Source organism: Frigoribacterium sp. PvP121 (assembly GCF_017833115.1).
GTDB lineage: Bacteria > Actinomycetota > Actinomycetes > Actinomycetales > Microbacteriaceae > Frigoribacterium > Frigoribacterium endophyticum.
This window is the reverse complement of sequence record NZ_JAFIBR010000001.1, coordinates 2,456,364-2,478,057: the sequence shown is the minus strand read 5'-3', so window position 1 is coordinate 2,478,057 and position 21,694 is coordinate 2,456,364. Positions and strand designations below refer to the sequence as shown.

Genomic DNA, 21,694 nt, shown 5'->3' with positions numbered 1-21,694 from the left:
CGGTCATGTTCACCACGGCCGGGAAGGGGCTGGCGAGGCCTCGACGACCGGTGACAGCCGCCGACGCCCGGTCGGCGGTCAGCGACCTGTGCGCAGCACCTCGGCCACCGTGGCGGCGAGGTCGACGGGCTCGACGGGGTCGATCGTCGACTCGAGCTCGTCGAGGCTGAACCAGCGTGACTCGAGGATGTCGACCCGTTCGTCGTCGGTCCAGTCATCGTCGACGACCTCGAAGTGAGGCAGTCTCACGACGAAGAACTCGGCGTGCCCGTGCGTGTGGTCGGCGGCGTCCCAGGGCACCTCGAAGTCGTCGACCCTGACCACGGGGCCGACCTCGGCGACCACCTGCCCGGTCTCCTCGTGCAGCTCCCGGACCGCCGCCTCCTCGTGCGACTCCCCCGGGTCGACGCCGCCTCCCGGCGTGATCCACCGGGCCGCGCCGCTCGTGTCGGGCGCCTTCGTCATCATCAGCAGCAGCCGGTCGTCCTCGTCGAGGACGAGGAGGCGCGACGTCGGCCGGACGATCCGCTCGGTCACGAGGCGCCGCCTACGCGACGGGGACGAAGTCGGAGGTGTCGCCGACGAGGCGCGTGCGGTCGGCGGGCACCGGGTCGACCGCGGCCGAGGCGACCTCGGCCGCGAACTCGGCGACGTTGTAGAGCTTGCCGGCGCTCTCCTTGCGCGAGGAGATGGCGCCGGGGTTCGAGCGCTCGAGCAGCGTGGCCGTGATGGTGCCCTCGATCATGTCGCCGGAGACCACGACGAACTCGACACCGGCGGCCTCCAGCTGCGGCACCATCTCGAGCAGCGCGTCCTCCCCCGCGCGCTTGCTCAGCGCCACGGGCAGGTACTCGGGCATCGTCTCGGTGGTGCGGATGAAGTGCGCCTGGTGGCTCGTCACGAAGACGACCCGCGAGCCCGGCTGCAGCAGGGGCAGCGCCGCGGTGAGGAGGGCGACCTGCGCGTCGCGGTTGAGCTTCAGGGCGTAGTCCTCGGCCATGCCGCTCTCCATGCCGCCGGAGGCGTTCATGACGAGCACGTCGAGGCCGCCGAGGCGCTCGGAGACGGTCGCGAACATCGCGTCGACGCTCTCCGGGTCGGTGAGGTCGGCGCCCACCGCGAAGGCCGTGCCGCCCGCGGCCTCGATCTTCTCGACGAGCTGCTGGGCGCGCTTCTCCTTGTTGCGGTAGTTCACGACGACGGAGGCGCCGGCCTCGGCGAAGTAGCGGACCGTGTCGGCCCCGATGCCCCGGGACGAGCCGGTGACCAGGGCACGCGTGCCGGTGAGGGACTCTGCGGCGAGGGGGTTGGACACGGCGGGGGCTCCAGTCTGTGGGGCGGCACCGGCTCGGTCGCGGCGCCGGGTGGCGGCTCGGGGTCGTCGGACGACCCGTCCGAGCGTACCGCCCGACGGATGTCGGCGACGTGCGCTAGCGTCGAGGGAACGAAGGAGGCCGACGTGGACGTCGTCACCCAGTACGCGTGGATCATCTGGATCGCCCTGGTCCTTCTCTTCGTCGTGGTCGAGGTCACCACCCTCGAGCTGACCTTCCTCATGCTCGCGATCGGCAGCGTGGGCGGCCTGCTCGCGGACCTCTTCGGCGCACCGTGGTGGCTGCAGATCGTCGTGGCCGCCGTGCTCGCGGTGCTCCTCCTCTTCACCGTCCGGCCTCCCCTGCTCCGGGCCCTCGGCCGGGGCGGCGACCCGACGCCGAGCAACGTCGAGGCCCTCCTCGGCCTGCGCGGCACCGTCGTCGTCGCGCTCGGCCCCGACGCCGGGCAGGTCAAGCTCACCAACGGCGACACCTGGACGGCGCGCCTCCTGCCCACCGGGTCGGCGAAGGCGCCCGCCGGGGCCGTCAACCCGGCCGTCCTCGACACCGGCAGCACCGTCGTCGTCACCGCCATCGAGGGGTCGACCGCCCTGGTCGTCCCCGCCTAGAAGGGACCCTGCATGGACTCCTCCGTCAGCGCCGGCACCATCGCGACGATCGTGGTCGTCGCGATCGTCGTCATCCTCGTCCTGGTCGTGCTCTTCCGCGCGGTCCGCATCATCCCGCAGGCCAGCGCCGGCGTGGTGGAGAGGCTCGGCAAGTACCACAAGACCCTCCTCCCCGGGCTGAACCTGCTCGTGCCCTTCATCGACCGGGTCCGCCCCCTCATCGACATGCGCGAGCAGGTCGTCTCCTTCCCGCCGCAGCCGGTCATCACGGAGGACAACCTCGTCGTCTCGATCGACACGGTCGTCTACTTCCAGGTCACCGACGCCCGGGCCGCGACCTACGAGATCGCCAACTACCTCGGGGCGGTCGAGCAGCTCACGACGACCACGCTCCGCAACGTGGTCGGCGGGCTGAACCTCGAGGAGGCCCTGACGAGCCGCGACAACATCAACGGCCAGCTGCGCATCGTCCTCGACGAGGCGACCGGCAAGTGGGGCATCCGCGTCGGCCGGGTCGAGCTCAAGGCCATCGACCCGCCCGCCTCGATCCAGGACTCCATGGAGCAGCAGATGCGCGCCGAGCGGAGCCGTCGGGCCGCGATCCTCACCGCCGAGGGCACGAAGCAGTCGCAGATCCTCGAGGCCGAGGGCATGCGCCAGTCGGCCATCCTCCGCGCCGAGGGCGAGGCGAAGGCCCAGGTGCTCCGCGCCCAGGGCGAGGCGGAGGCCATCGACACCGTCTTCAACGCGATCCACCAGGGCGACCCCGACCCCAAGCTGCTCGCCTACCAGTACCTGCAGACCCTGCCGAAGCTGGCCGAGGGGACGGCCAACAAGCTCTGGATCATCCCGAGCGAGCTGACCGAGGCGCTGTCGGGCATCGGCCAGGGCTTCTTCGCGCCGAAGAACCCGGACGCCCCCGGCTGGACGCCGAAGCCGACCACGAAGGTCTCGGAGATGTCGACCACCCCCGACCTCGCGACGACCGTCGACCTCGAGGCGGAGCCCGACCTCGGGTTCCCGACCGCGACCACGCCGGGCAGCACGACCCGCACGGCGACCGACGCCGCCGGCACGGGCACGGGCACGGGCACGGGCTCAGGCTCGGCCGATGCGGTGACGCCGGGCGAGGGCACCACGCCGCCGGCGGCCCCGGCCGCTCCGTAGTGGAGCCGGGCGGCGCCTCCGGCTGGTTCGGCCCGGCGGGGCCCCGGGTGCTCGCGCACCGGGGCCTCGCGGTCGACGCGCCGGAGAACACCATGCTCGCGTTCGCCCGGGCCGTGGCGGCGGGTGCCGGCTACGTCGAGACCGACGTGCACGCCTCGCGCGACGAGATCGCCGTGGTCTGCCACGACGACGACCTCCGGCGCGTGGCCGGGCGGCCCGTGCGCGTCCGGGACCTCACCCTCGCCGAGCTCAGCCTGGTGCGCCTGCCCGACGACCAGGAGGTGCCGACGCTCGAGCAGGCGCTCGACGCGTTCCCGGAGACGCGCTTCAACATCGACGTCAAGGTGGCGGAGGCGGTGGAGCCGACCGTGCGCGCGATCCGTCGCGTCGGTGCGCACGACCGCGTGCTCCTCACGTCCTTCGACCAGCGGATCCGTCGTCGGGTGGTCGACGCGCTGCCCGGCGTGGCCACCTCGGCGTCCTCCCCCGGCGTCGTCGGCGTGATCGCCGCCTCCCTCGTCCCGGTCACGGTCGTGCGGCACGCCCTGCTCCGGCGAGTCCTGCGCGGCTGCGGCGCCGTCCAGGTGCCGGAGAGCTGGGGGCCGCTGCGCGTCGTGACGGCGGCACGCGTCGCCGACCTGGCGGCCGTGGGCGTCGAGACGCACGTCTGGACGGTCAACGACCCCGCCGTGATGCGGCGCCTGCTCGCCCTCGGCGTGCACGGCATCGTCACCGACCGTGCCGATCTCGCCCTCGTCGAGGTCGGCCGGGGTGCTGCCGATCCTCTGTGAACAGACTGTGAATGTCTCTCACCTGAAACATCACGGCACGCTCTGACGTTAGAACGGGAGATCGCACCGCGAGAGGAGACCACACGCATGGCAGATCGCAGTTTGCGCGGGATGAGACTCGGTAGTCAGAGCCTCCAGAGCGAAGAGGGAGTCGAGTTCTCCCCCCGGAAGAAAGCCGTCTACCAGACGGAGGACGGTCAGACCTTCGACATGGTGTTCTCTGCTGAGGCAGAGGTGCCCGAGATCTGGCAGTCGCCGAAGAGCGGGCAGGAAGGCCGGCTGCTGTCGGCCGACGGCAAGCCCGTCGAGATCGAGGAGGGCGTCGTCAAGGTGCCCCGGACCCACTGGGACATGCTGCTCGAGCGCCGCTCACGCGACGAGCTCGAGGAGCTGCTGCAGGAGCGCCTGACGTTCCTCCGGGCCCGCCGCGGCCAGGAGAAGATCGGTGCCTGAAGATCGGTGCCTGAAGATCGGCGCCTGACGCCGCTCCCCCCTGACGCCCGGTCACCGTACGGTGGCCGGGCGTCGTCGTGCCCGGGGGTGCCCGGGGCGGTCGGTGCCGGGTGGTCAGCGCCGGGCAGGAAGGTCGAACTGGCTCGGGTCGTCCAGCTCCTCGTCGAGCGAGCGCGGCCGACGGCCCGGGCGGAGGCGCGGGTCGGCCAGCTCGGGCCAGGCCGCGGTCTCGAGGGCGCGGCGTCGGCGCGACCGGCGACCACCGATCATGACCCGGGCGAGCACGAGGGCCGCCAGCCCGAGGAACGAGACGAACAGCTCGACGGCGCGGCTGGCCACGACGGCGGGCGTCGTGCCGGTGCCCAGGTCGACGGTGTGGACCATGGTGCCGGCGGTGAAGTCGGTGACGCCGGCCACGATCTGCCCGTCGGCGTCGATGACCCGGCTGGAGGCCACCGTGGAGACGCTGACCACGGGCCGGGCCGTCTCGAGGGCCCGTAGTCGCGTGATGGCCAGCTGCTGGGCGTTCTCGTCGGTGTCGCCGAAGTCGGCGTTGTTGGTCTGGGCGACGATCACCTGGGCGCCGTCGCGCATCATGTTCGTGATGAGCTGGTCGTCGACGATGTCGAAGCAGATCGAGATGCCGGCGACGAAGTCGCCGATCGGCATCGCCTCCGGGCGGGTGCCCGGCGTGTAGTCGCGAGCGATGAGGTCGATCAGGTCGGGGGCGAAGGGCCGCCAGAAGGAGCGGTCGGGCACGTACTCGCCGAAGGGGACGGGGTGCTTCTTGTCGTACTGGCCGGCGACCGCGCCGTCCTCCCAGAGGATCGACGAGTTCCAGGCCTCCTCGCCGTCGTCGGACTGGGTGATGACGCCGGAGAGGAGCGGGGCGTCGTACCCGTCGCTGACGGCGTCGAAGACGTAGCGGCCGTAGGCGTCGCGGGTGGGGTCGCGGTCGCTGCCGCCCTCGGGCCACACGATGAGGTCGAGGTCGGAGCCGGCGGGCAGCCCCGACATGGCGAGCACCTGCGAGTTGAGCAGGTCGCCGGGCTCGCGCTCGTCGAAGTAGCCCGCGGGCCCGTTGCCCTGGACGCCGGCGATCGTGGCCGTGCCCGACGACGTCGTCGGCCACGCGGGGACGGCGAGGACGGCCGTGACGGCGACCGCGCCGGCGAGGACCCGCGTCGACGCCCGCACGTCGGCCCGGAGCGCCAGCTCGAGGACCGCCGCCACGAGCGCCACCATGAGGAACGAGAGACCGGAGATGCCGACCCACGCGACGAGCGGGCCGAAGGGGCTCTGCGACTGGCTGAGGGCCACGCGGCCCCAGGCGAACCCGCCGTAGGGCCAGTTGCCGGCGACGAACTCGCGCAGGGTCCAGAGGCCGGCGACGACCACCGGGAGGAGCACGGTCGTGCCGACGGCCCCGGGCCAGATGCGCGGCACCCAGCGGTACGCGAGCGTGACGAGCACGGCTCCCCCGGCGAAGAACAGGGCCTCGAGCGTCGACAGGGCCGCCCACGGCAGGGCCCCGAGGTAGAGGCTCGTCCACGAGATGTGGACGAGGTAGAACGAGAGCCCAGCGACGAGCCCGACCAGGAAGGCCGACCCGGCGCGACGGCCGCGGAGGCTGACGAGCACGAGGCCGATGCCGACGAAGGCGAGGGGCCACACGTCGCCGTCGGGGAACCCCGCGTCGAGCACGACGCCCGAACCGGCGGCCACCACGAGGGCGAGCCAGAGCGGCAGACGGAGGTCGGTCACGCGGGTGGGCACCGTGCGATTCTAGGTGGCCGTCGCTGGGAGGCGCGGGTCGGCCGGGCCGCCCCGCCTCCGCGCCTCAGACGGCCGAGTACGAGACGATTCCCCGCCGCACGGCGTCGAGCGCGCGACGGGCCACGGGGCCCACCGGGAGTTCGGCCACGACGGAGAGCTGGTCGAGCAGGTCGATCGTCTGCTTCGTCCAGCGCACGAAGTCGCCGGCGGCGAGGTCGGCGTCCTCCAGCACCGAGTCGAGGCTCGCGCCCCGGGCCCAGCGGTGCATGGCGAGGGCGAGGCCCGGAGCCGGCGGCGTGCTGCCCGGCAGCCGGTGCTCCTGCTCGAGGTCGTCGAGCTCGGCCCAGAGCAGCTGCGTGGCGTCGAGGGCCTCGCGGTAGGCACCCCGCGGCAGGAAACGCTCCGAGAGCTGCCCCTCGTCGCGTCGCGGCTCGTAGACGAGGGTCGCGGCCATGGCGGCCATCGACGGCACGTCGAGCTGGTCCCAGAGCCGGAGGCGGAGGCACTCGGCGACGAGCAGGTCGCGGTCGCCGTAGATGCGGCGGAGCGTGCGGCCGGCCGGGGCGACGGCCACCTCGGCGGTGCGCCCGTCGCGACCCGCGCCTCCCCGGCTGGTGGGCGTGGCGGACGTGGAGGCCGCGGGCACCAGGTAGCCGCGGTCGAGCAGCACGTCGGTCACGCGGTCGAAGACCTTGGCGACCGCGCCCGTGCGGCTGCGGATCTGCGCCGAGAGCTGGTCGGTCTGCTTCTTCAGCTTGAACCAGCGCTCGGACCAGCGGGCGTGCTGCTCGCGCTCGGGGCAGGCGTGGCAGGGGTGCTGTCGCAGCTGCTTCCGCAGCTCGGTGAGCTTCCGCTGGCGCTTGTCGTGCTCGCCGCGCGACTGGGCCTCGGCGCGGGCCGCGCCCTGCTTCTCGAGGTCGCCGAGCTCACGGCGGATGAGCGTGTACTCGCCGAAGTCCCCGAGGTGGCAGGTCATGCTGCGGGCGTAGCCGTCGAGGCTCTCCTGCTGCGTGCGCACCTTCCGCGCGAGGTCGACGACGGCGCGGTCGGCCTGGAACTGCGCGAACGAGGTCTCGAGGATCTCGCGCGTGCGCGACCGGCCGAACTGCTCGATCAGGTTGACGGCCATGTTGTACGTGGGGCGGAAGCTCGAGTTCATCGGGTACGTGCGGCGGGAGGCGAGGCTCGCGACCGCCTGGGGGTCGAGACCCGGCTGCCACTGGATCAGCGAGTGGCCCTCGACGTCGATGCCGCGGCGGCCGGCCCGGCCGGTCAGCTGCGTGTACTCCCCCGGCGTGATGGGCACGCGGGCCTCGCCGTTGAACTTCTCGAGCTTCTCGAGCACGACCGTGCGCGCGGGCATGTTGATGCCGAGCGCCAGGGTCTCGGTCGCGAAGACGACCTTGACGAGCTTCTTCTGGAAGAGCTCCTCGACGACCTCCTTGAACGCGGGCAGCAGGCCCGCGTGGTGGGCGGCGACCCCGCGCTCGAGCCCGTCGAGCCACTGCCAGTAGCCGAGCACGGCGAGGTCCTCGTCGCGGAGGGTGCGGCAGCGGGCCTCGACGATCTCGCGGATCTCGTCGCGCTGCTCGGCGGTCGTCAACCGGATGCCGGAGCGCAGCACCTGCTTGACGGCCTGGTCGCAGCCGACCCGGCTGAAGACGAAGAAGATGGCGGGCAGGAGGTTCTGGTCGTCGAGCATCTCGACGATGCGCCACCGGTCGAGGCGACCGCCCTGGTGCGGGGTCGGCGGCACGACGTGGCCCCGGGGGCTGCGCCCCGACCAGCGGTCGCTCGTGCCGCGGCCTCGGCCGCCGGGCCCGCCGCCGCGGCGCGACATGGAGGTCGCCCGCAGGAGCTCGGGGTTGACGCGGTTGGTGGCGGCCTGCCCGCTCGAGTCGAAGAGGTCGAGGAACTTGCCCCCGACGAGCACGTGCTGGTCGAGCGGGACGGGGCGGTCCTCGCTGACGATGACGTCCGTGCCGCCGCGGACGGTCTGCAGCCAGTCGCCGAACTCCTCGGCGTTCGACACGGTGGCGCTCAGCGAGACGAGGCGGACGTCGAGGGGCAGGTGGATGATGACCTCCTCCCACACCGCCCCGCGGAACCGGTCGGCGAGGTAGTGCACCTCGTCGAGGACGACGTAGCGGAGGTCGTCGAGCATCTCCGAGCCCGCGTAGAGCATGTTGCGGAGCACCTCGGTCGTCATGACCACGATGCGCGCCCGCGAGTTGACGTTCGTGTCACCGGTCAGGAGCCCCACCTCGCCGGCGCCGTACTCGGCGACGAGCTCCTGGAACTTCTGGTTGCTCAGCGCCTTCATCGGGGCCGTGTAGAAGACCTTGTCGCGGGGGTGCTGCATGGCGAGGTGGATCGCGAACTCGGCGACGAGGGTCTTGCCGGCCCCCGTCGGCGCGGCCACCAGCACGCTGTTGCCCGCCTCGACGGAGGCGCAGGCGGCCTCCTGGAACGGATCGAGCGCGAAGCCGAGACGGGAGCGGAACGACTGCAGCTGCGGCGACCGCACCCGGGTCTTCGAGGCGGCGAACCGTTCGGCGGGGCTGAGGTCGCTGCTGGTCATCTGGCTATCCTCCCGCGAGTTCGGCGTCGAGGGCCGCCACCTTCTTCGCCACCTGCCTGTCGTGCAGCCAGGCGACCCCGGCCGCGGCGAAGTAGAGCACCACCATCGGGATCGCGAGCAGGAACATCGAGAACACGTCGGCCGCCGGGGTCGCGATCGCGGTGAAGAGCGCGATGAGCAGGATGGCGACGCGCCAGCCCTTGATGATGCCCACGGCGGAGATGACGCCGACGAAGTTGAGCAGCACGAGGAAGACGGGGAGGACGAACGCGATGCCCACCGCGAGGATCAGCTTGAGGACGAAGTCGAAGTACTGCTTCGCGTCGATGATCGCCGCGTCCTCCGCCGCGACGAAACCGGTGAGCGCCTCGACGATGTGCGGCAGGACGTAGTAGCCGCTGGCGCAGCCCAGGAGGAAGAGCGGGATGGCGGAGCCGATGAAGCTGACCGCGTAGACCTTCTCGCGTCGGACGAGCGCGGGGACGATGAAGGCCCAGACCTGGTAGAGCCAGACAGGGCTCGACAGGATGACGCCGACGGTGACCGCGATCTGCAGGCGCAGGTCGAAGCTGCCCGCGATGGTCGGGTAGTTGAGCGTCGCCTCGGTGCCCCGCGCGACCGCCATCTGCGTGATGGGCCCCCGGAGCACGTCGAGCACCCAGGAGGAGAGCGCGAAACCGGCGACGCTCGCGAGGATCAGCGCGAGGGCGGACCGGAACAGCCGCTTGCGGAGCTCGACGAGGTGCGCGCCGAGCGACATCCGGCCGTCGCGGGACCGCTGACGGGGAGCACCGCCGCCCTCGCTCGTGCCGGTGCTGGTGGTCGCGGCCACGCGCTAGAGCTTCGGCGGCAGATCGTCGCCGTGCACGGGGCGGGTGGTCGTCGAGGAGGTCGACCGCGGTGCGTCGTCGACCGTCGAGCGGCGGACGTCGTCGTCGGCCGTCTTCTTGTCGTCGCCGATCTCGTTCTTGAAGATGCGCATCGACTGGGCGATGCTCTTCGCGAGCCCGGGGAGCTTGGGCGCCCCGAAGAGCAGCAGGATGATCGCCAGGATGATGATCAGGTGGAAGCCGGTGAGGTTGCCGAGCATGAGGTCCTCCTCGCGGGACGGATGAGTGGCAAGTGTACCGTGCCGTCCCTGGGCGGCCTCGGTCAGCCCGCGGCGGTTCCCTCGGCGTCGTACTCGGCCGCGGCACGACGTGCCCACTCCGCGACGGCCCTCCGCGCCTCCGGCGGTGCCACGACGCAGGCCCGCCCCGGCAGCCCGGCGACCAGGCGGGCCACCGTCCCGTGGTGCGACACGCGGAGCGAGAGGCGCGTGCGGCCCTCGTCCGCTCGCTCGACGTCGGTCGGCGACCAGTCGTCGAGCAGGGCGGCGGCCGCGTCGTCGATCTCGATCGTGACGACCACGTCGTCGGGCGAGCCCTCGAAGAGCGTGTCGGGGAGGGAGAGGTCGGAGGCGCGGTGCGTGATGGGCGCGTCGGTGAGCGCCGGCCGTGACATCCGGTCGACGCGGAAGGTGCGGAGCCCCTCGCGCACGTGGTCCCAGGCGCGGAGGTACCAGTCGGCGTCCAGGGACTCGACCCTCAGCGGGTCGACCCGTCGACGCTCGGCGCGACCGCGGACGCCGGCGTAGTCGAACTCCAGCTGCACCCCCGCCTCCACCGCCCGGCCCACGACGGCGAGGGCCTCGTCCGACTCGCTCTCGGCGACGGCCACCTGGCTCGGCTCGCTCGACGCGCCTCGGGACAGCTTCGCGGTGAGCGAGGCGACGGCGGCCCTGTCGGCGTGGTCGGGCAGCGAGGACAGGTACTGGAGCCCGGCGATGAGCGCCGCGGCCTCACGGGACGAGAACCGAGGCGACTCGTCGATGGCGACGAGGTTCGTCAGCACGATCACGTCGTTCTGCTCGAAGTCGTCCCACGCGATGTCGAAGAGGTCGCCGTGCTGGTACTGCGACGTCTCGCCCGGGATGCCGGAGACGGCGATGAGCTCGACCGCGCGCCGGATCTCCGCCGTGCTGACGGCGAAGTGCTCGGCCGCCTCGGCGACGCTCACGCGCTCGTGGTCGATCAGCCACGGGACGAGGGCGAGGAGGAAGGCGAGCTTGTCGGTCGCCTGCAGGGCGGGTCGGCGGTCGCTCACGATCGGGCCCCCGCTCCGGTCGCGGACCCGACGGGCCGCGCTCCGTCGTCGTGGTCGGCGACGAGGCGTCGGAGGCGCGACACGACGAGTCCGCGGAGGCTCGCGGGCTCGAGGACGGTGACCTCCGGGCCGAACGACGAGAGCTCCTCCGCGAGGATGGACGCGTCGGAGTAGTGGACCGCCAGCACGTCGGCGCCCCGGGACTCCGTCCCCCGGCGCTTCGAGAGCCGGGTCTCGGCGTCCGACGCCTCGACCACGCGCACGAGCGCGGTGTTCGACCGGCGCAGCTCCTCCAGCCCCGCGAGGGCGGAGTCGGCGGTCGCGTCGGCCGGCCGCGGGAACGAGCGACCGGTGACGGTCACGGGTCCGACGATGCGCGAGAGGAGGAAGTTCTTCCGTGAGCCGGTGTCGGGCTCGATCGCCGGGACCATCCAGCGCCCCTGGTGCTGGACGAGCGCGAACGGCGCGACCTCGCGGCGGCGGGGCCGGGCCTCCCCCGGCTTGAGGTAGTCGAAGCGGACGACGACCCCGCGGTCGAGGGCGGTGCGGAGGGGCTCGAAGGCGGCGTCGCGGGAGCGGATGCGGGGTGCGTACTCGAGCTCGGGCACGGTGGCCGTCCCGCCGAGCGAGCGGAGCTTGAGGAGCGCCCTCCGGGACTCGCCCGAGAGCGTGCCCTCGCGCCACACCATGGCGGCGAGGGTCAACAGGGCCGTCTCCTCCGGCGAGAACGAGATGTCGAGGGGCAGCTCGTAGCTGCCGCGCGGGATCCGGTACCGGAGGAGCTGGTTGTTGCCGGAGGCCGCGGGGTCGTCGACGGTCTCGAGCGGGACGCCGAGCTCGCGGATGTCGTCTTTGTCGCGCTCGAACTGGCGCTCGAGGGCGGCGTTGTCGCCGGCCGTCGAGTACTTCTGGCGGTAGCCCTGGACCGTCGACAGGACCTCCGACTTGGTCAGCCCGGTGTCGGTCGCGAGCAGGGCCAGCACGAGGCTGAACAACCGCTCTTCGACGGGGATCCTGGGGGCGCGGGCGGCGGGCACGCGATCGATCCTAGGCCACGGCCGAGGTCGGCGACCCGCCGTGCGGGGCACCGGCCTCCAGGGCCGCGGACGGGCTCAGAGGGAGCCGAGCACGTCGAAGACGTACACGAAGCTGTCCGCGCCGCCGGCCTCGGCGGCCGGGATGACCGTCATCACCTGCGAGCCGACCTTCTGGCCGACGAGGGCGTCGCGGATGGGGGCCGGGAGGGCCGGGTCGCCGAGGGCGACCGTCGTGGCGGTGTCGCCGTTGTTCCAGGTCGAGGCCGTGACCGTCGAGGGCGTGGCCCAGGTCACGGCCGTGAACTGCACGACGGCGGTGTCGTCGGCGGTGAGCTCGCGACCGGAGCCCTCGCGGACGAGGTGGGTCTCCTGCGCGGTCGGGGCGTCGGCGTCGGGGACCGAGATGCCGGGGGCGCCGCCCGGGGCGGTGACGACGGCCGGCAGGCCGCTCTCGCCGGGCACGGGGCGGCCGTCGGCCTTCGGCAGGAAGGCCTGCTTGACGTCGACGATGGCGACGTACGCGGCGTCGGGGTCGTCGGTCGGCTCGACCGCCGAGCCCTGGATCGAGGCGGAGAGCTCGGACGCCTTGACGGCCACGACCACGCGGGAGCCCACGGTCGAGCACTCGAGGGCCGCCGCGAGCGGGGCGAGGGCCTGCCCACCGACCGTGATGGGGTTGGCGGCGGTGCCGTCGTAGCCGCTGTCCTCCACCTCGCGCCCGGTGGCGCCGTCGTACAGCGTGTAGTCGATGATGACGGGCGACCCGTCGACGAGACGCTCGCCGTCGCCCTCGATGAGGGTCGACACCTGCGTCTCGGTGGTGACGATCGGGCTCGGCACGTCGGCGTCGGGCTTCTCCCCGAACGAGCCGGTGGCGGTGACCACCGAGGCGGCGTCGCCCGTGGGCGGGCAGCCCGACGAACCCGGTCCGGAGTCGCCGGCGCACGCGGTGAGGGAGGCCAGCAGGCCGACGGCGACGACGAGGGCGGGGATGGTGCGCACGGGGCCTCTTTCCATGGTGCGGCCGGGCCGCGGGTGCTTCGGGGGCGGCGGGGCCGCGAGGAGCGGCCGGGAGCCGCGGGATGCGTCGGACAGCTTACTGGGCGTCGCGCGGCGGGTCGGTCGCCTCGCTCGTCGAGGCTCCGGCCTCGGCGTCGGGCGCCGTGCCCGCCGCGGCGACCGCCTCGGCGGCCCCGATCGCGGCGTCGGCGGCGGTGCGTGCCTGACGAGCGGTCTTGCGGAGCTTCTTGTCGCTCGCCGAGCGGTCGCCCAGGGCCCCGGGGGTCCAGGCCTCGACGTCGGCGTCGGAGTAGTCCGACTTCGACGGGCGGCGCTTGAGCTGCGGCAGCACCGCGCCGGGCGCCAGGCGGCGCGCGGTGATGAGGAACCCGGTGTGGCCGATCATGCGGTGGTCGGGTCGCACGGCCAGGCCCTCGACGTGCCAGCCGCGCACGAGCGTCTCCGAGGCGTCGGGCTCGGTGAACGACCCGGAGGCGCGGAGGGCCTCCGCGACGCGCGAGAGCTGGGTGGCGGTGGCGACGTAGCAGATCACCAGGCCGCCGGGCTTCAGGGCCGCGGTGGTCGCCTCCACGCACTCCCAGGGCGCGAGCATGTCGAGCACGACCCGGTCGACCGTCCCGTCGGGCATCACGTCGGGCAGGCTCTCGACGAGGTCGCCGACGGTCACCGTCCAGTTCTCGGGCTCGGCACCGAAGAAGCTCGTGACGTTGCCGAGCGCGACGTCGGCGAACTCCTGGCGGCGCTCGAAGGAGGCGAGTCGGCCCTCGGGGCCGATCGCGCGGAGCAGCCAGAGCGAGAGGGCGCCGGAGCCCACGCCGGCCTCGACGACGGTCGCGCCGGGGAAGACGTCGGCGAAGGCGACGATCTGGGCGGCGTCCTTCGGGTAGACGATCGCCGCGCCCCGGGGCATCGACATCACGAAGTCGCTCAGCAGCGGACGGAGGGCGAGGTACTCGTCGCCGGTGGTGCTCGCCACGACCGAGCCGTCGGGCAGGCCGACCATGTCGTCGTGGGCGATCATGCCCCGGTGCGTGTGGAACACGGCGCCGGGCGTGAGCACGACCGTGTTCATCTTGCCCTTCGGGCCGGTGAGCTGGACCTTGTCGCCCTCGAGGAACGGCCCGGACTGGCGGCGGGTGGCGGTCATGCGGTGCTGCTTTCGGTCGGTGCGCGGCCCGGCGGGCCGGGGCGTCGAGGAGGCGCGGGGTGCGCCCCGCAGGTCAGGAGTCGGTCGAGCGCTGCTCGCGCAGGCGGCGCCCCGCAGCGTGCAGCTCGCGGAGGTCGGCGAGGGTCGTGCCGACCAGCGTGGTGCGGCGGACGTAGCCCGCGTCGTCGACGAGGGGCGCGTGGTACTCGACGCCGAGCGCGACGGCGCCGGCCGCGACGGCGGAGGCGAGGCCGGGCACGCTGTCCTCGACGGCGACGCAGTCGGCGACGTCGACCCCGAGCAGCTCCGCCCCGCGCAGGTACGCCTCCGGGTGGGGCTTGGCGTGCTCCACGTCGTCGCCCGCGACCACGGCGTCGAAGGCGTCGAACTCGATGGCGTCGACCATGAACAGGGCCATGCGGCGGATCGACATCGTGACGAGCGCGGTGGGCACGCCGGCGGCGCGCAGCTCGGCGAGGAGCTCCTTCGCGCCCGGACGCCACGGGACGTGCACGGCGCAGCGCTCGAGCACGGCGGTCGTCAAGTGCTCGATGATCGCGTCCTCGGACATGTCGACGCCGTGCTGCTGCAGCACGCGCGACGAGTGCCAGAGGCCCGAGCCGATCAGCGTGTCGCCGTCGGCCTTGGTCCAGGTGCCGCCGAACGAGCCGACCAGGGCGACCTGGGACTCGAACCAGTAGGGCTCCGTGTCGACGAGGGTTCCGTCCATGTCCCAGAGGACGGCGGCGGGCAGGAGATCGGTCACGACGGAGGAGTCTACGGGAGGGGGCTCCCCCGGCGGGCGACCCGCGCCTCCTCGTGCTCGGTCTATCGTGGTCCGAGACGTCGAGGGCCCCTCCCCGACTCGGTGAGGACACGGTGACTGACACGTCTGACTTCGCGACGGGACGACTGCTGGTCGTCGCTTTCGAGGGCTGGAACGACGCCGGCGAGGCCGCGAGCGGCGTCGCCAGGAGCGTGATCGAGTCGCTGTCGCTCGAGGCGGTGGCCGAGCTCGACGGCGAGCGGTACATCGACTACCAGTTCAACCGGCCCCAGGTGGGGCTCGACGACGACGGCGGGCGTTCCCTCGTCTGGCCGCGCATCCAGCTGCACGCCACGCCGGACTCCTCGACGTCGCTCTCGGCGGCCGGGGTCGACGCGCCGGGCACCGAGGTGTTCGTGCTGCTCGGGGCGGAGCCGTCGCGCAGCTGGCGCAGCTTCGCGGCCGAGATCGTCGACCTGGTCGACGTGCACGACGTGACGTCGGTGGTCTTCCTCGGCGCGATGCTCGCCGACGTGCCGCACACGCGCCCCATCTCGGTCTTCGTGAGCAGCGACAACGACGACGTGCGCACGCGGCTCGGGCTCGAGCGCAGCAGCTACGAGGGGCCGGTGGGCATCCTCTCCGTGCTCGGCGACGCCCTCGAGCAGGCGGGCGTCCCGACGCTCGCCATCTGGGCCTCCGTGCCCCACTACGTGCACGCCTCCCCCTCGCCGAAGGCGACCCTCGCCCTCATCGAGAAGCTCGAGGAGGTCGCCGACGTGCAGGTGCCCCGGGGCGAGCTGGAGGCCGAGTCCACCGCCTGGGAGCAGGGCATCGACGCCCTGGCCGCCGACGACGACGACATGGCCGGCTACATCGAGCAGCTCGAGCAGGCCCGCGACACCGTCGACTCCCCCGAGGCCAGCGGCGAGGCGATCGCCCAGGAGTTCGAGCGGTACCTCCGCCGGCGCGACGGCAAGGCCGGCGACGGGCGCGACGACCCGCGGTTCCCGCCCGGGGTCTGAGCGCCGCCGGGGCGAGGCGCCGTCGTCAGCGCTTCTCGCCGGGGACGGCCACGCCGTTCTCGTAGGCGAAGACGACCGCCGCCGTCCGGTCGCGCAGCTCGAGCTTGCCGAGCACGTTCGAGACGTGCGTCTTGACGGTCGCCTCGCCGAGGTAGAGCGCCCGGGCGATCTCCGCGTTGGACTCGCCGACGGAGAGCCGGTCGAGCACCTCGCGCTCGCGCTCGGTGAGGAGGGCCAGGCGCGGGCTCGGGGCCGGCGGGCGGCGCTCGGGGCCGGCGAGGGCGCGCGCGACGACGTCGCGGGTCACCTCCGGGGCCAGCAGCGCGTCGCCGCGGTGCACGACGCCGACCGCGTCGATGAGCTCCTCCGGGCCGGAGGTCTTGAGCAGGAACCCGCTCGCCCCCGCCTGGAGCGCCCGGAAGAGGTAGTCGCCGTGGCCGAAGGTGGTGAGCACGAGCACGGCGGGGCCGTCGACGCCGTGCTCGGAGAGGATGCGCCGCGTGGCCTCGAGCCCGTCGAGGCGCGGCATCTCGATGTCCATCACGACGACGTCCGGCCGCGTCTCGCGGGCGAGGTCGACGGCCTCCAGCCCGTCTCGGGCCTCCCCCACGACCTCGAGCCCGTCGGCGGTGTCGAGGATGATGCGGAAGCCGGCCCGGACGAGCTCCTGGTCGTCGACCAGGAGGACCCGGACGGGCGCCCCGGCGGTCACCGGGCGGCCCCGGGCTGTCGGGTCAGGGAGCTCGTGGTCGGGGCCTCGCGGTCGGGCACGGCGCACGACGCGACCGGGAGGACCGCTCGCACGCGGTAGCCGCCGCGGGGCAGCGGACCGACCTCGAGGTCGCCGCCGTGCAGGTCGACCCGTTCGCGCATGCCCCGGTGCCCCAGCCCGGTGCCCGTCACGCCCGTCGAGGAGGCCGTGGCGGGCGCCCCGCGGTCACCGGAGCCCCGACCGTCGTCGACGACCTCGATCTCGACGGTGCGGTCGTGCCGCCGGAGGCTGACGACCGCGACGGAGGCGGAGGCGTGCTTCAGCGTGTTGGTCAGGGCCTCCTGCGCGACGCGGTAGAGCGTCACCCCCGTGCTCTCGGGCACGTCGGCGACGTCGCCCTCCACGCCCCAGCGGACGTCGAGCCCGAGGCGGCGGGTGTCCTCCACGAGCTGCGGGAGGTCGGCGAGGCCCGCCGGGGCGGCGCAGCTGCCGTCGCGGGTGCGGAGGACCCGCAGCAGCCGCTCGAGCTCCTCGACGGTCGTGCGGGCCGTGGCCTCGACGGCGCTCAGGGCGCCGCGGGCCACGTCCGGCCGGTCGAGGGTGCGACGCGCGGCGCCCGCCTGGATGCCGATCACGGCGACGTTGTGGGCCACGACGTCGTGCAGCTCGCGCGCGATGCGGGAGCGCTCCTCGTCGATGGCCTGGTCGGCGACGACCTCCTGCGCCGCCCGGAGGTCGACGCCCGCCCGCTCGAGGGCGTGGAGGCGCGCGGCTGAGACGCGGGAGGACCGCCCGACCAGGACGGCCCCCGCGAAGAAGAGCGCCGTGAACACCACGGAGTAGACGACGGAGGCGGTCAGGGGGCCGACGGGCACGCCCTCGGCCTCCCCGGCCCGGCGGGCGAGGCCGACCAGCAGCAGGCCGAAGAGCGCGGCCGAGACGACGACGCTCGTCACCAGGGCCCGACGGCGGGAGGCGGCCCAGGCGTTGGCGGTGGAGATGACGAGGAACAGGGTGAGGGCCGGTGCGAGGTCGTCCGGGTAGCCGCGGAGCGAGGCCCCCACCACGACGGCGGCCACCAGGACCATGGCGACCAGGGGCCGGCGGCGGCGCAGGGCGACCGGGGCACAGAGGGCGACGAGCCAGGCGAAGGTCTCGGCGGGGGCCGTGCTCGCCGTCGACTCGCCGTCCACGACGACGAGGGCGAGCACCGCGGTGAGCGCCCCGAGGGCCAGGAGGCCGAGGGCGACCAGGGCGTCGACCCGAGCGTCGCGACGCGTGAGGCGACGCCTCGGGCGATCGGCGCTCCCGGGGTCCTGGGGAGGCGGCACGACGAGGGACATCCCCGTCAGTATGTCAGACGGTCATGTGTCGCGAGGTTCCGTCAGCGCGCGGGACGCTGTCGGCCCGGGCGCGCTCAGCGGCGCAGGTCGACGCCGAGGAGCGCCTGCACCGCGTCGACGTCGACCGCGGTCGCGGTGCTGCCCGAGGCGACCCGGGCGTCGACCGCCGCGAGGGCGGCCGGCGTGTCGAGGTCGTCGGCCAGCGCACGTCGGATCGCCGCGAGGAGCGGCGTCGGCTCGTCGCCGACCGCCGCGTCGTCGACCGCGGAGGCCCAGCGGACCCAGCGGTCGAGCCGGGCCTCGGCGGCCTCGAGGTCGGCGTCGAACCACTCCCAGTCGGAGCGGTAGTGGTGGCCCGCGACCGCCAGCCGCACCGCCCGGGCGTCGTGGCCGGCCGCGACGAGCTCGCTGACCTTGACGAGGTTGCCGAGCGACTTGCTCATCTTCTCGCCCTGGTAGGCCACCATCCCCGTGTGCGCCCACAGGTCGGCGTACGGTTCGCCGGTCAGCGCCGTCCCGTGCGCCGCGCTCAGCTCGTGGTGCGGGAACACGAGGTCGCTGCCGCCGCCGTTGACGGAGATCGGACCGGCCAGGTGGGCCTGGGCGATGACGGTGCACTCGATGTGCCAGCCGGGACGGCCGGCGGTCAGGACGCTCGGCCAGGAGGGCTCGCCCTCGCGCGCCGCCCTCCAGAGGAGCGGGTCGAGCGGGTCCCGCTTGCCGGGGCGGTCGGGATCGCCGCCGCGCTCGGCGGAGAAGCGGCTCATGGTCTGGAGGTCGTAGCGGCTCTCGAGGCCGAGGTGCCAGCTGGTCGACCGCTCGGCGGCCCGGACGTCGAAGTACACGTCGTCGCCCTCGCTCGAGCCGGGCGTCTCGACGCGGTAGGCGAGCCCGAGGTCGAGGAGGCGCGCCGCGGCCTCCGCCACGTCGGAGACGACGTCGGTGACGGCCACGTAGTGGTCGGGCGGGAGCACCTGCAGGTGCTGCATGTCGCTGCGGAACAGGTCGGTCTGCGAGGCGGCCAGGTCACGCCAGTCGACGCCGGTCGCGGCGGCGCGCTCGAGGAGCGGGTCGTCGACGTCGGTCGTGTTCTGCGCGTAGGTGACGCTGACCCCGGCGTCGAGCCAGATGCGCACGAGGGTGTCGAAGGCGAGGTACGTCGACGCGTGCCCGAGGTGGGTGGCGTCGTAGGGCGTGATGCCGCAGACGTAGAGGGAGGCCGCGCCGTCGACGACGCGGGCGGTGCGTCGCTCGGCCGTCGCGGTGTCGTGCAGGACGGGCAGGGGCGCCGAGCCGGGCAGCGCCGGGACCGTCGGCCGCGTCCAGGCCCTCACGCGGCCACCACGCCCGTGCCGAGCAGCACGAGCAGGACGACGCCGAGCACGATGCGGTACGCGACGAAGGGCAGGAAGCTGCGCTTCGAGATGTAGTTCATGAAGAACGCGATCACCACGAACCCGACCACGAACGCGACGACGGTCGCGGCGAGGGTCTCGCCGAGCGAGTACGGGCCGGGGTCGCTGAAGCTCTGGACGAGCTCGAACAGGCCGCTGCCGAACACGGCGGGGACGGCCAGCAGGAACGAGAAGCGGGCGGCCGCGGGTCGCGAGTAGCCGAGGGCCAGCGCCGTCGTCGTCGTGGCGCCCGAGCGGGACACCCCGGGGAACAGCGCGAGCACCTGGGCGACGCCGACGGCGATGCCGTGGCCGTAGCTCATCTGCTCGAAGGAGCGCTCCTTGCGCCCGAGGCGGTCGGCGAGCCCGAGCAGCAGGCCGAAGACGATCAGGACGACCGCCACGATCCAGAGCGACCGGAAGACGGTGCGGATGTAGTCCTGGGCGAGGTAGCCGACCAGCACGATCGGGACCGTGCCGATGATGACCAGCCAGCCCATGCGCACGTCGGGGTCGGCCTTCGGGATCCTGCCCGTGACTCCCTGGAACCACTTGGTGAGGATGCGCGTGATGTCACGCCAGAAGTAGATGACCACGGCCAGCTCCGTGCCCAGCTGCGTGATCGCGGTGAACGTCGCGCCGGGGTCGAAGTCGGCGGCCGAGCCCGGCTCGGAGAAGAACAGGCCGACGAGCCGCAGGTGGGCGCTCGACGAGACGGGGAGGAACTCCGTGAGGCCCTGGACGAGGCCGAGCAGGAGTGCCTGGAGGAGATGCTCCACGCGGGGGCCCTTCTGGTGCGGGGGTGCTAGTACGTCGCCAGCAGGTCCCGGAGGACGCGACTCCCGAAGGATAGTGCGTCGAGCGGCACCCGCTCGTCGACGCCGTGGAACATGGCCGGGAAGTCCATCCCCTCGTCGAGCCGCAGCGGCGCGAAGCCGTAGCCCGCGATGCCGAGCAGGCTCAGGGCCTTGTTGTCGGTGCCGCCGGAGAGCAGGTAGGGCAGCACGGGGGCCCCGGGGTCGTGCCGCTCGAGCGTGCCCGTGATCGCCTCGACGAGGGGGCCCGAGAAGGGGGTCTCGAGGCCGATGTCGGTGTGCATCGTCTCGATCTCGACGTCGTCGCCGATCAGCGCGCGGACCTCGGCCAGCACGGCCTCCTCCTGGCCGGGCATGCAGCGGATGTCGACCAGCGCCTCCGCCGTGTCGGGCACGACGTTGTGCTTGTAGCCCGCGGTGAGCATCGTCGGGTTCGTGGTGGTGCGGAGCGACCCGCGGATGAAGCCGGCCGCCGTGCCGGTGTGCAGCACGAGCTCGTCGGGCGACGTCTGCTCGAGGTCCACGTCGAGGATGCGCGCCACCTCGGAGAGGAGCGCCGTGGTCGTGTCGGTGAGGGCGATGGGCCACTGCTGCCGGCCGAGCACCGCGACGGCCTCGGCGAGCCGCGTCACGGCGTTCGCGACGATCATCTGCGACCCGTGGCCGGCCGTGCCCCGGGTGCGGAGCTTGATCCAGATCAGGGCCTTCTCGCCCGTCTGCAGCAGGTACGAGCGCCGGCCGTCGATGAAGGTCGAGTACCCGCCGACCTCGCTGATCGCCTCCGTGGCGCCCTCGAAGACCTCGGGGTGCTCGGTCACCAGGAAGTGCGAGCCGAGGACTCCCCCGGCCTCCTCGTCGGCCAGGAACCCGACGACCAGGTCGCGGGCGGGTCGCTCGCCGGCCCGGAGGATGTCGCCGAGCGACGACAGGATCATCGCGTCCATGTTCTTCATGTCGACCGCGCCGCGGCCCCAGAGCATGCCGTCGCGGACGACGCCCGCGAACGGGTCGACCGACCAGTTCGCCGGGTCGGCGGGCACGACGTCGAGGTGCCCGTGCACGACGAGCCCCGGCTTGGAGCGGTCGGCCCCCTCGACCCGGGCGAGGACGCTCACTCGGCCGGGCTCGGACTCGAAGACGAGGGGCTCGAGGTCGAGCGCCCGGAGCGCGTCGGCCACGTACTCGGCGGCGTCCGCCTCGCCGTTCGACCGACCGCCCCCGTAGTTCGACGTGTCGAACCGGATCAGGTCGCGCGCGATGGTCGCCGTCTCGTCGAGCTCGACCTCGCGGTCGGTCGTGCCGGGCTCGGACTCAGGGGTCGTCGTCATGCCGACCACGCTACCCGGAGCCCCCCTCGTGCCCGTGGTCATCGGGGCCCTCGGAGCCGTGCTAGTGTTTCGTGGTCGGCTTCGGCAGGCACCATCCAGTCCGGGTGGCGGAAATGGCAGACGCGCTAGCTTGAGGTGCTAGTGCCCGTATAGGGCGTGGGGGTTCAAGTCCCCCCTCGGACACCGATCCTCGGATCGACACACTGGTTGAGACAGTGCAGCACCACGGCAAGGGCCCCGCTCCGGCGGGGC

Annotated in this window: 21 protein-coding genes and 1 tRNA gene; 6 read left to right on the top strand and 16 right to left on the bottom strand. The window is 73.2% G+C overall.

All coding sequences use genetic code 11. The annotated features are described in order from the left end of the window. Nucleotides 1-78: 78 nt before the first annotated feature. Together JOE43_RS11585 and JOE43_RS11580 are read right to left on the bottom strand one after the other, a co-directional pair. A complete protein-coding gene (locus tag JOE43_RS11585) occupies nucleotides 79-537 on the bottom strand; it encodes an NUDIX domain-containing protein (RefSeq protein WP_307803343.1) in 459 nt (152 codons plus the stop codon). A 10-nt stretch (nucleotides 538-547) separates the two neighbouring features. Beyond that, complete coding sequence (locus JOE43_RS11580; protein ID WP_209517884.1) at nucleotides 548-1,315, bottom strand: SDR family oxidoreductase; 768 nt, start codon at nucleotides 1,313-1,315, stop codon at nucleotides 548-550. A 144-nt stretch (nucleotides 1,316-1,459) separates the two neighbouring features. Between JOE43_RS11580 and JOE43_RS11575 the strand changes: the two genes are divergently transcribed. The 4 genes from JOE43_RS11575 (at nucleotide 1,460) to JOE43_RS11560 (ending at nucleotide 4,353) form a co-directional block, all read left to right on the top strand. Continuing rightward, nucleotides 1,460-1,942 carry an NfeD family protein gene (locus JOE43_RS11575; protein WP_307803342.1) on the top strand — a complete coding sequence of 161 codons (483 nt, stop codon included), beginning with the start codon at nucleotides 1,460-1,462 and terminating at the stop codon, nucleotides 1,940-1,942. A 12-nt stretch (nucleotides 1,943-1,954) separates the two neighbouring features. Further along, nucleotides 1,955-3,109 (top strand): SPFH domain-containing protein, encoded by a 1,155-nt coding sequence (locus JOE43_RS11570; protein WP_209517881.1) that lies wholly within the window; start codon nucleotides 1,955-1,957, stop codon nucleotides 3,107-3,109. After that, the gene (locus JOE43_RS11565) at nucleotides 3,109-3,900 is read left to right on the top strand and encodes a glycerophosphodiester phosphodiesterase family protein (RefSeq protein ID WP_307803341.1); all 792 of its coding nucleotides are present in this window, start codon (nucleotides 3,109-3,111) and stop codon (nucleotides 3,898-3,900) included. Before JOE43_RS11570 ends, JOE43_RS11565 begins: the two co-directional genes overlap by 1 nt. An 87-nt stretch (nucleotides 3,901-3,987) precedes the next feature. Beyond that, complete coding sequence (locus JOE43_RS11560) at nucleotides 3,988-4,353, top strand: RNA polymerase-binding protein RbpA (RefSeq protein ID WP_056054962.1); 366 nt, start codon at nucleotides 3,988-3,990, stop codon at nucleotides 4,351-4,353. A gap of 114 nt (nucleotides 4,354-4,467) precedes the next feature. Here JOE43_RS11560 and lnt read toward each other — a convergent pair whose 3' ends face one another. The 9 genes from lnt to JOE43_RS11515 all read right to left on the bottom strand — a co-directional run bounded on the left by lnt (nucleotide 4,468) and on the right by JOE43_RS11515 (nucleotide 14,825). Continuing rightward, the gene (gene lnt, locus JOE43_RS11555; protein WP_307803340.1) at nucleotides 4,468-6,129 is read right to left on the bottom strand and encodes an apolipoprotein N-acyltransferase; all 1,662 of its coding nucleotides are present in this window, start codon (nucleotides 6,127-6,129) and stop codon (nucleotides 4,468-4,470) included. Between the two features lie 64 nt (nucleotides 6,130-6,193). After that, a complete protein-coding gene (locus tag JOE43_RS11550; protein ID WP_209517879.1) occupies nucleotides 6,194-8,710 on the bottom strand; it encodes an RNA helicase in 2,517 nt (838 codons plus the stop codon). Nucleotides 8,711-8,714: 4 nt separating this feature from the next. Next, nucleotides 8,715-9,470, bottom strand: a complete 756-nt coding sequence (gene tatC, locus JOE43_RS11545; protein ID WP_056055936.1) for a twin-arginine translocase subunit TatC — start codon at nucleotides 9,468-9,470, stop codon at nucleotides 8,715-8,717. 75 nt (nucleotides 9,471-9,545) lie between these two features. Next, the gene (locus tag JOE43_RS11540) at nucleotides 9,546-9,800 is read right to left on the bottom strand and encodes a twin-arginine translocase TatA/TatE family subunit (protein WP_209517877.1); all 255 of its coding nucleotides are present in this window, start codon (nucleotides 9,798-9,800) and stop codon (nucleotides 9,546-9,548) included. A 62-nt stretch (nucleotides 9,801-9,862) separates the two neighbouring features. Further along, nucleotides 9,863-10,855, bottom strand: coding sequence for a YafY family protein (locus tag JOE43_RS11535; protein WP_167259230.1), 993 nt, complete (start codon nucleotides 10,853-10,855; stop codon nucleotides 9,863-9,865). Beyond that, a complete protein-coding gene (locus JOE43_RS11530; RefSeq protein ID WP_209517875.1) occupies nucleotides 10,852-11,892 on the bottom strand; it encodes a YafY family protein in 1,041 nt (346 codons plus the stop codon). The genes JOE43_RS11535 and JOE43_RS11530 overlap by 4 nt, the downstream gene beginning before the upstream one ends. A 75-nt stretch (nucleotides 11,893-11,967) precedes the next feature. Then, nucleotides 11,968-12,894, bottom strand: coding sequence for an FKBP-type peptidyl-prolyl cis-trans isomerase (locus JOE43_RS11525; protein ID WP_209517873.1), 927 nt, complete (start codon nucleotides 12,892-12,894; stop codon nucleotides 11,968-11,970). A 94-nt stretch (nucleotides 12,895-12,988) separates the two neighbouring features. Continuing rightward, nucleotides 12,989-14,059: a tRNA (adenine-N1)-methyltransferase gene (locus JOE43_RS11520; RefSeq protein WP_209517872.1), complete on the bottom strand. Its 1,071-nt coding sequence runs from the start codon at nucleotides 14,057-14,059 to the stop codon at nucleotides 12,989-12,991. A gap of 73 nt (nucleotides 14,060-14,132) precedes the next feature. Further along, nucleotides 14,133-14,825: an HAD family phosphatase gene (locus tag JOE43_RS11515; protein WP_307803339.1), complete on the bottom strand. Its 693-nt coding sequence runs from the start codon at nucleotides 14,823-14,825 to the stop codon at nucleotides 14,133-14,135. A 113-nt stretch (nucleotides 14,826-14,938) separates the two neighbouring features. On the opposite strand from JOE43_RS11515, the gene JOE43_RS11510 reads away from it, so the two are divergent. Continuing rightward, nucleotides 14,939-15,850, top strand: a complete 912-nt coding sequence (locus tag JOE43_RS11510; RefSeq protein ID WP_209517870.1) for a proteasome assembly chaperone family protein — start codon at nucleotides 14,939-14,941, stop codon at nucleotides 15,848-15,850. A 25-nt stretch (nucleotides 15,851-15,875) separates the two neighbouring features. On the opposite strand, the gene JOE43_RS11505 is transcribed toward JOE43_RS11510, so the two are convergent. The 5 genes from JOE43_RS11505 to JOE43_RS11485 form a co-directional block, all read right to left on the bottom strand. Further along, nucleotides 15,876-16,562 (bottom strand): response regulator transcription factor, encoded by a 687-nt coding sequence (locus JOE43_RS11505; RefSeq protein ID WP_209517868.1) that lies wholly within the window; start codon nucleotides 16,560-16,562, stop codon nucleotides 15,876-15,878. Further along, nucleotides 16,559-17,905: a sensor histidine kinase gene (locus tag JOE43_RS11500; RefSeq protein WP_209517866.1), complete on the bottom strand. Its 1,347-nt coding sequence runs from the start codon at nucleotides 17,903-17,905 to the stop codon at nucleotides 16,559-16,561. The genes JOE43_RS11505 and JOE43_RS11500 overlap by 4 nt, the downstream gene beginning before the upstream one ends. A 74-nt stretch (nucleotides 17,906-17,979) precedes the next feature. Then, nucleotides 17,980-19,239: a cysteine--1-D-myo-inosityl 2-amino-2-deoxy-alpha-D-glucopyranoside ligase gene (gene mshC / locus JOE43_RS11495; RefSeq protein WP_209517864.1), complete on the bottom strand. Its 1,260-nt coding sequence runs from the start codon at nucleotides 19,237-19,239 to the stop codon at nucleotides 17,980-17,982. Then, nucleotides 19,236-20,078 (bottom strand): undecaprenyl-diphosphate phosphatase, encoded by an 843-nt coding sequence (locus JOE43_RS11490; RefSeq protein ID WP_209517863.1) that lies wholly within the window; start codon nucleotides 20,076-20,078, stop codon nucleotides 19,236-19,238. Before JOE43_RS11490 ends, mshC begins: the two co-directional genes overlap by 4 nt. 26 nt (nucleotides 20,079-20,104) lie before the next feature. Then, the gene (locus tag JOE43_RS11485; RefSeq protein WP_209517861.1) at nucleotides 20,105-21,442 is read right to left on the bottom strand and encodes a M20/M25/M40 family metallo-hydrolase; all 1,338 of its coding nucleotides are present in this window, start codon (nucleotides 21,440-21,442) and stop codon (nucleotides 20,105-20,107) included. A 98-nt stretch (nucleotides 21,443-21,540) separates the two neighbouring features. On the opposite strand from JOE43_RS11485, the gene JOE43_RS11480 reads away from it, so the two are divergent. Further along, nucleotides 21,541-21,625, top strand: a tRNA-Leu gene (locus tag JOE43_RS11480). The last annotated feature ends 69 nt before the right edge of the window (nucleotides 21,626-21,694 follow it).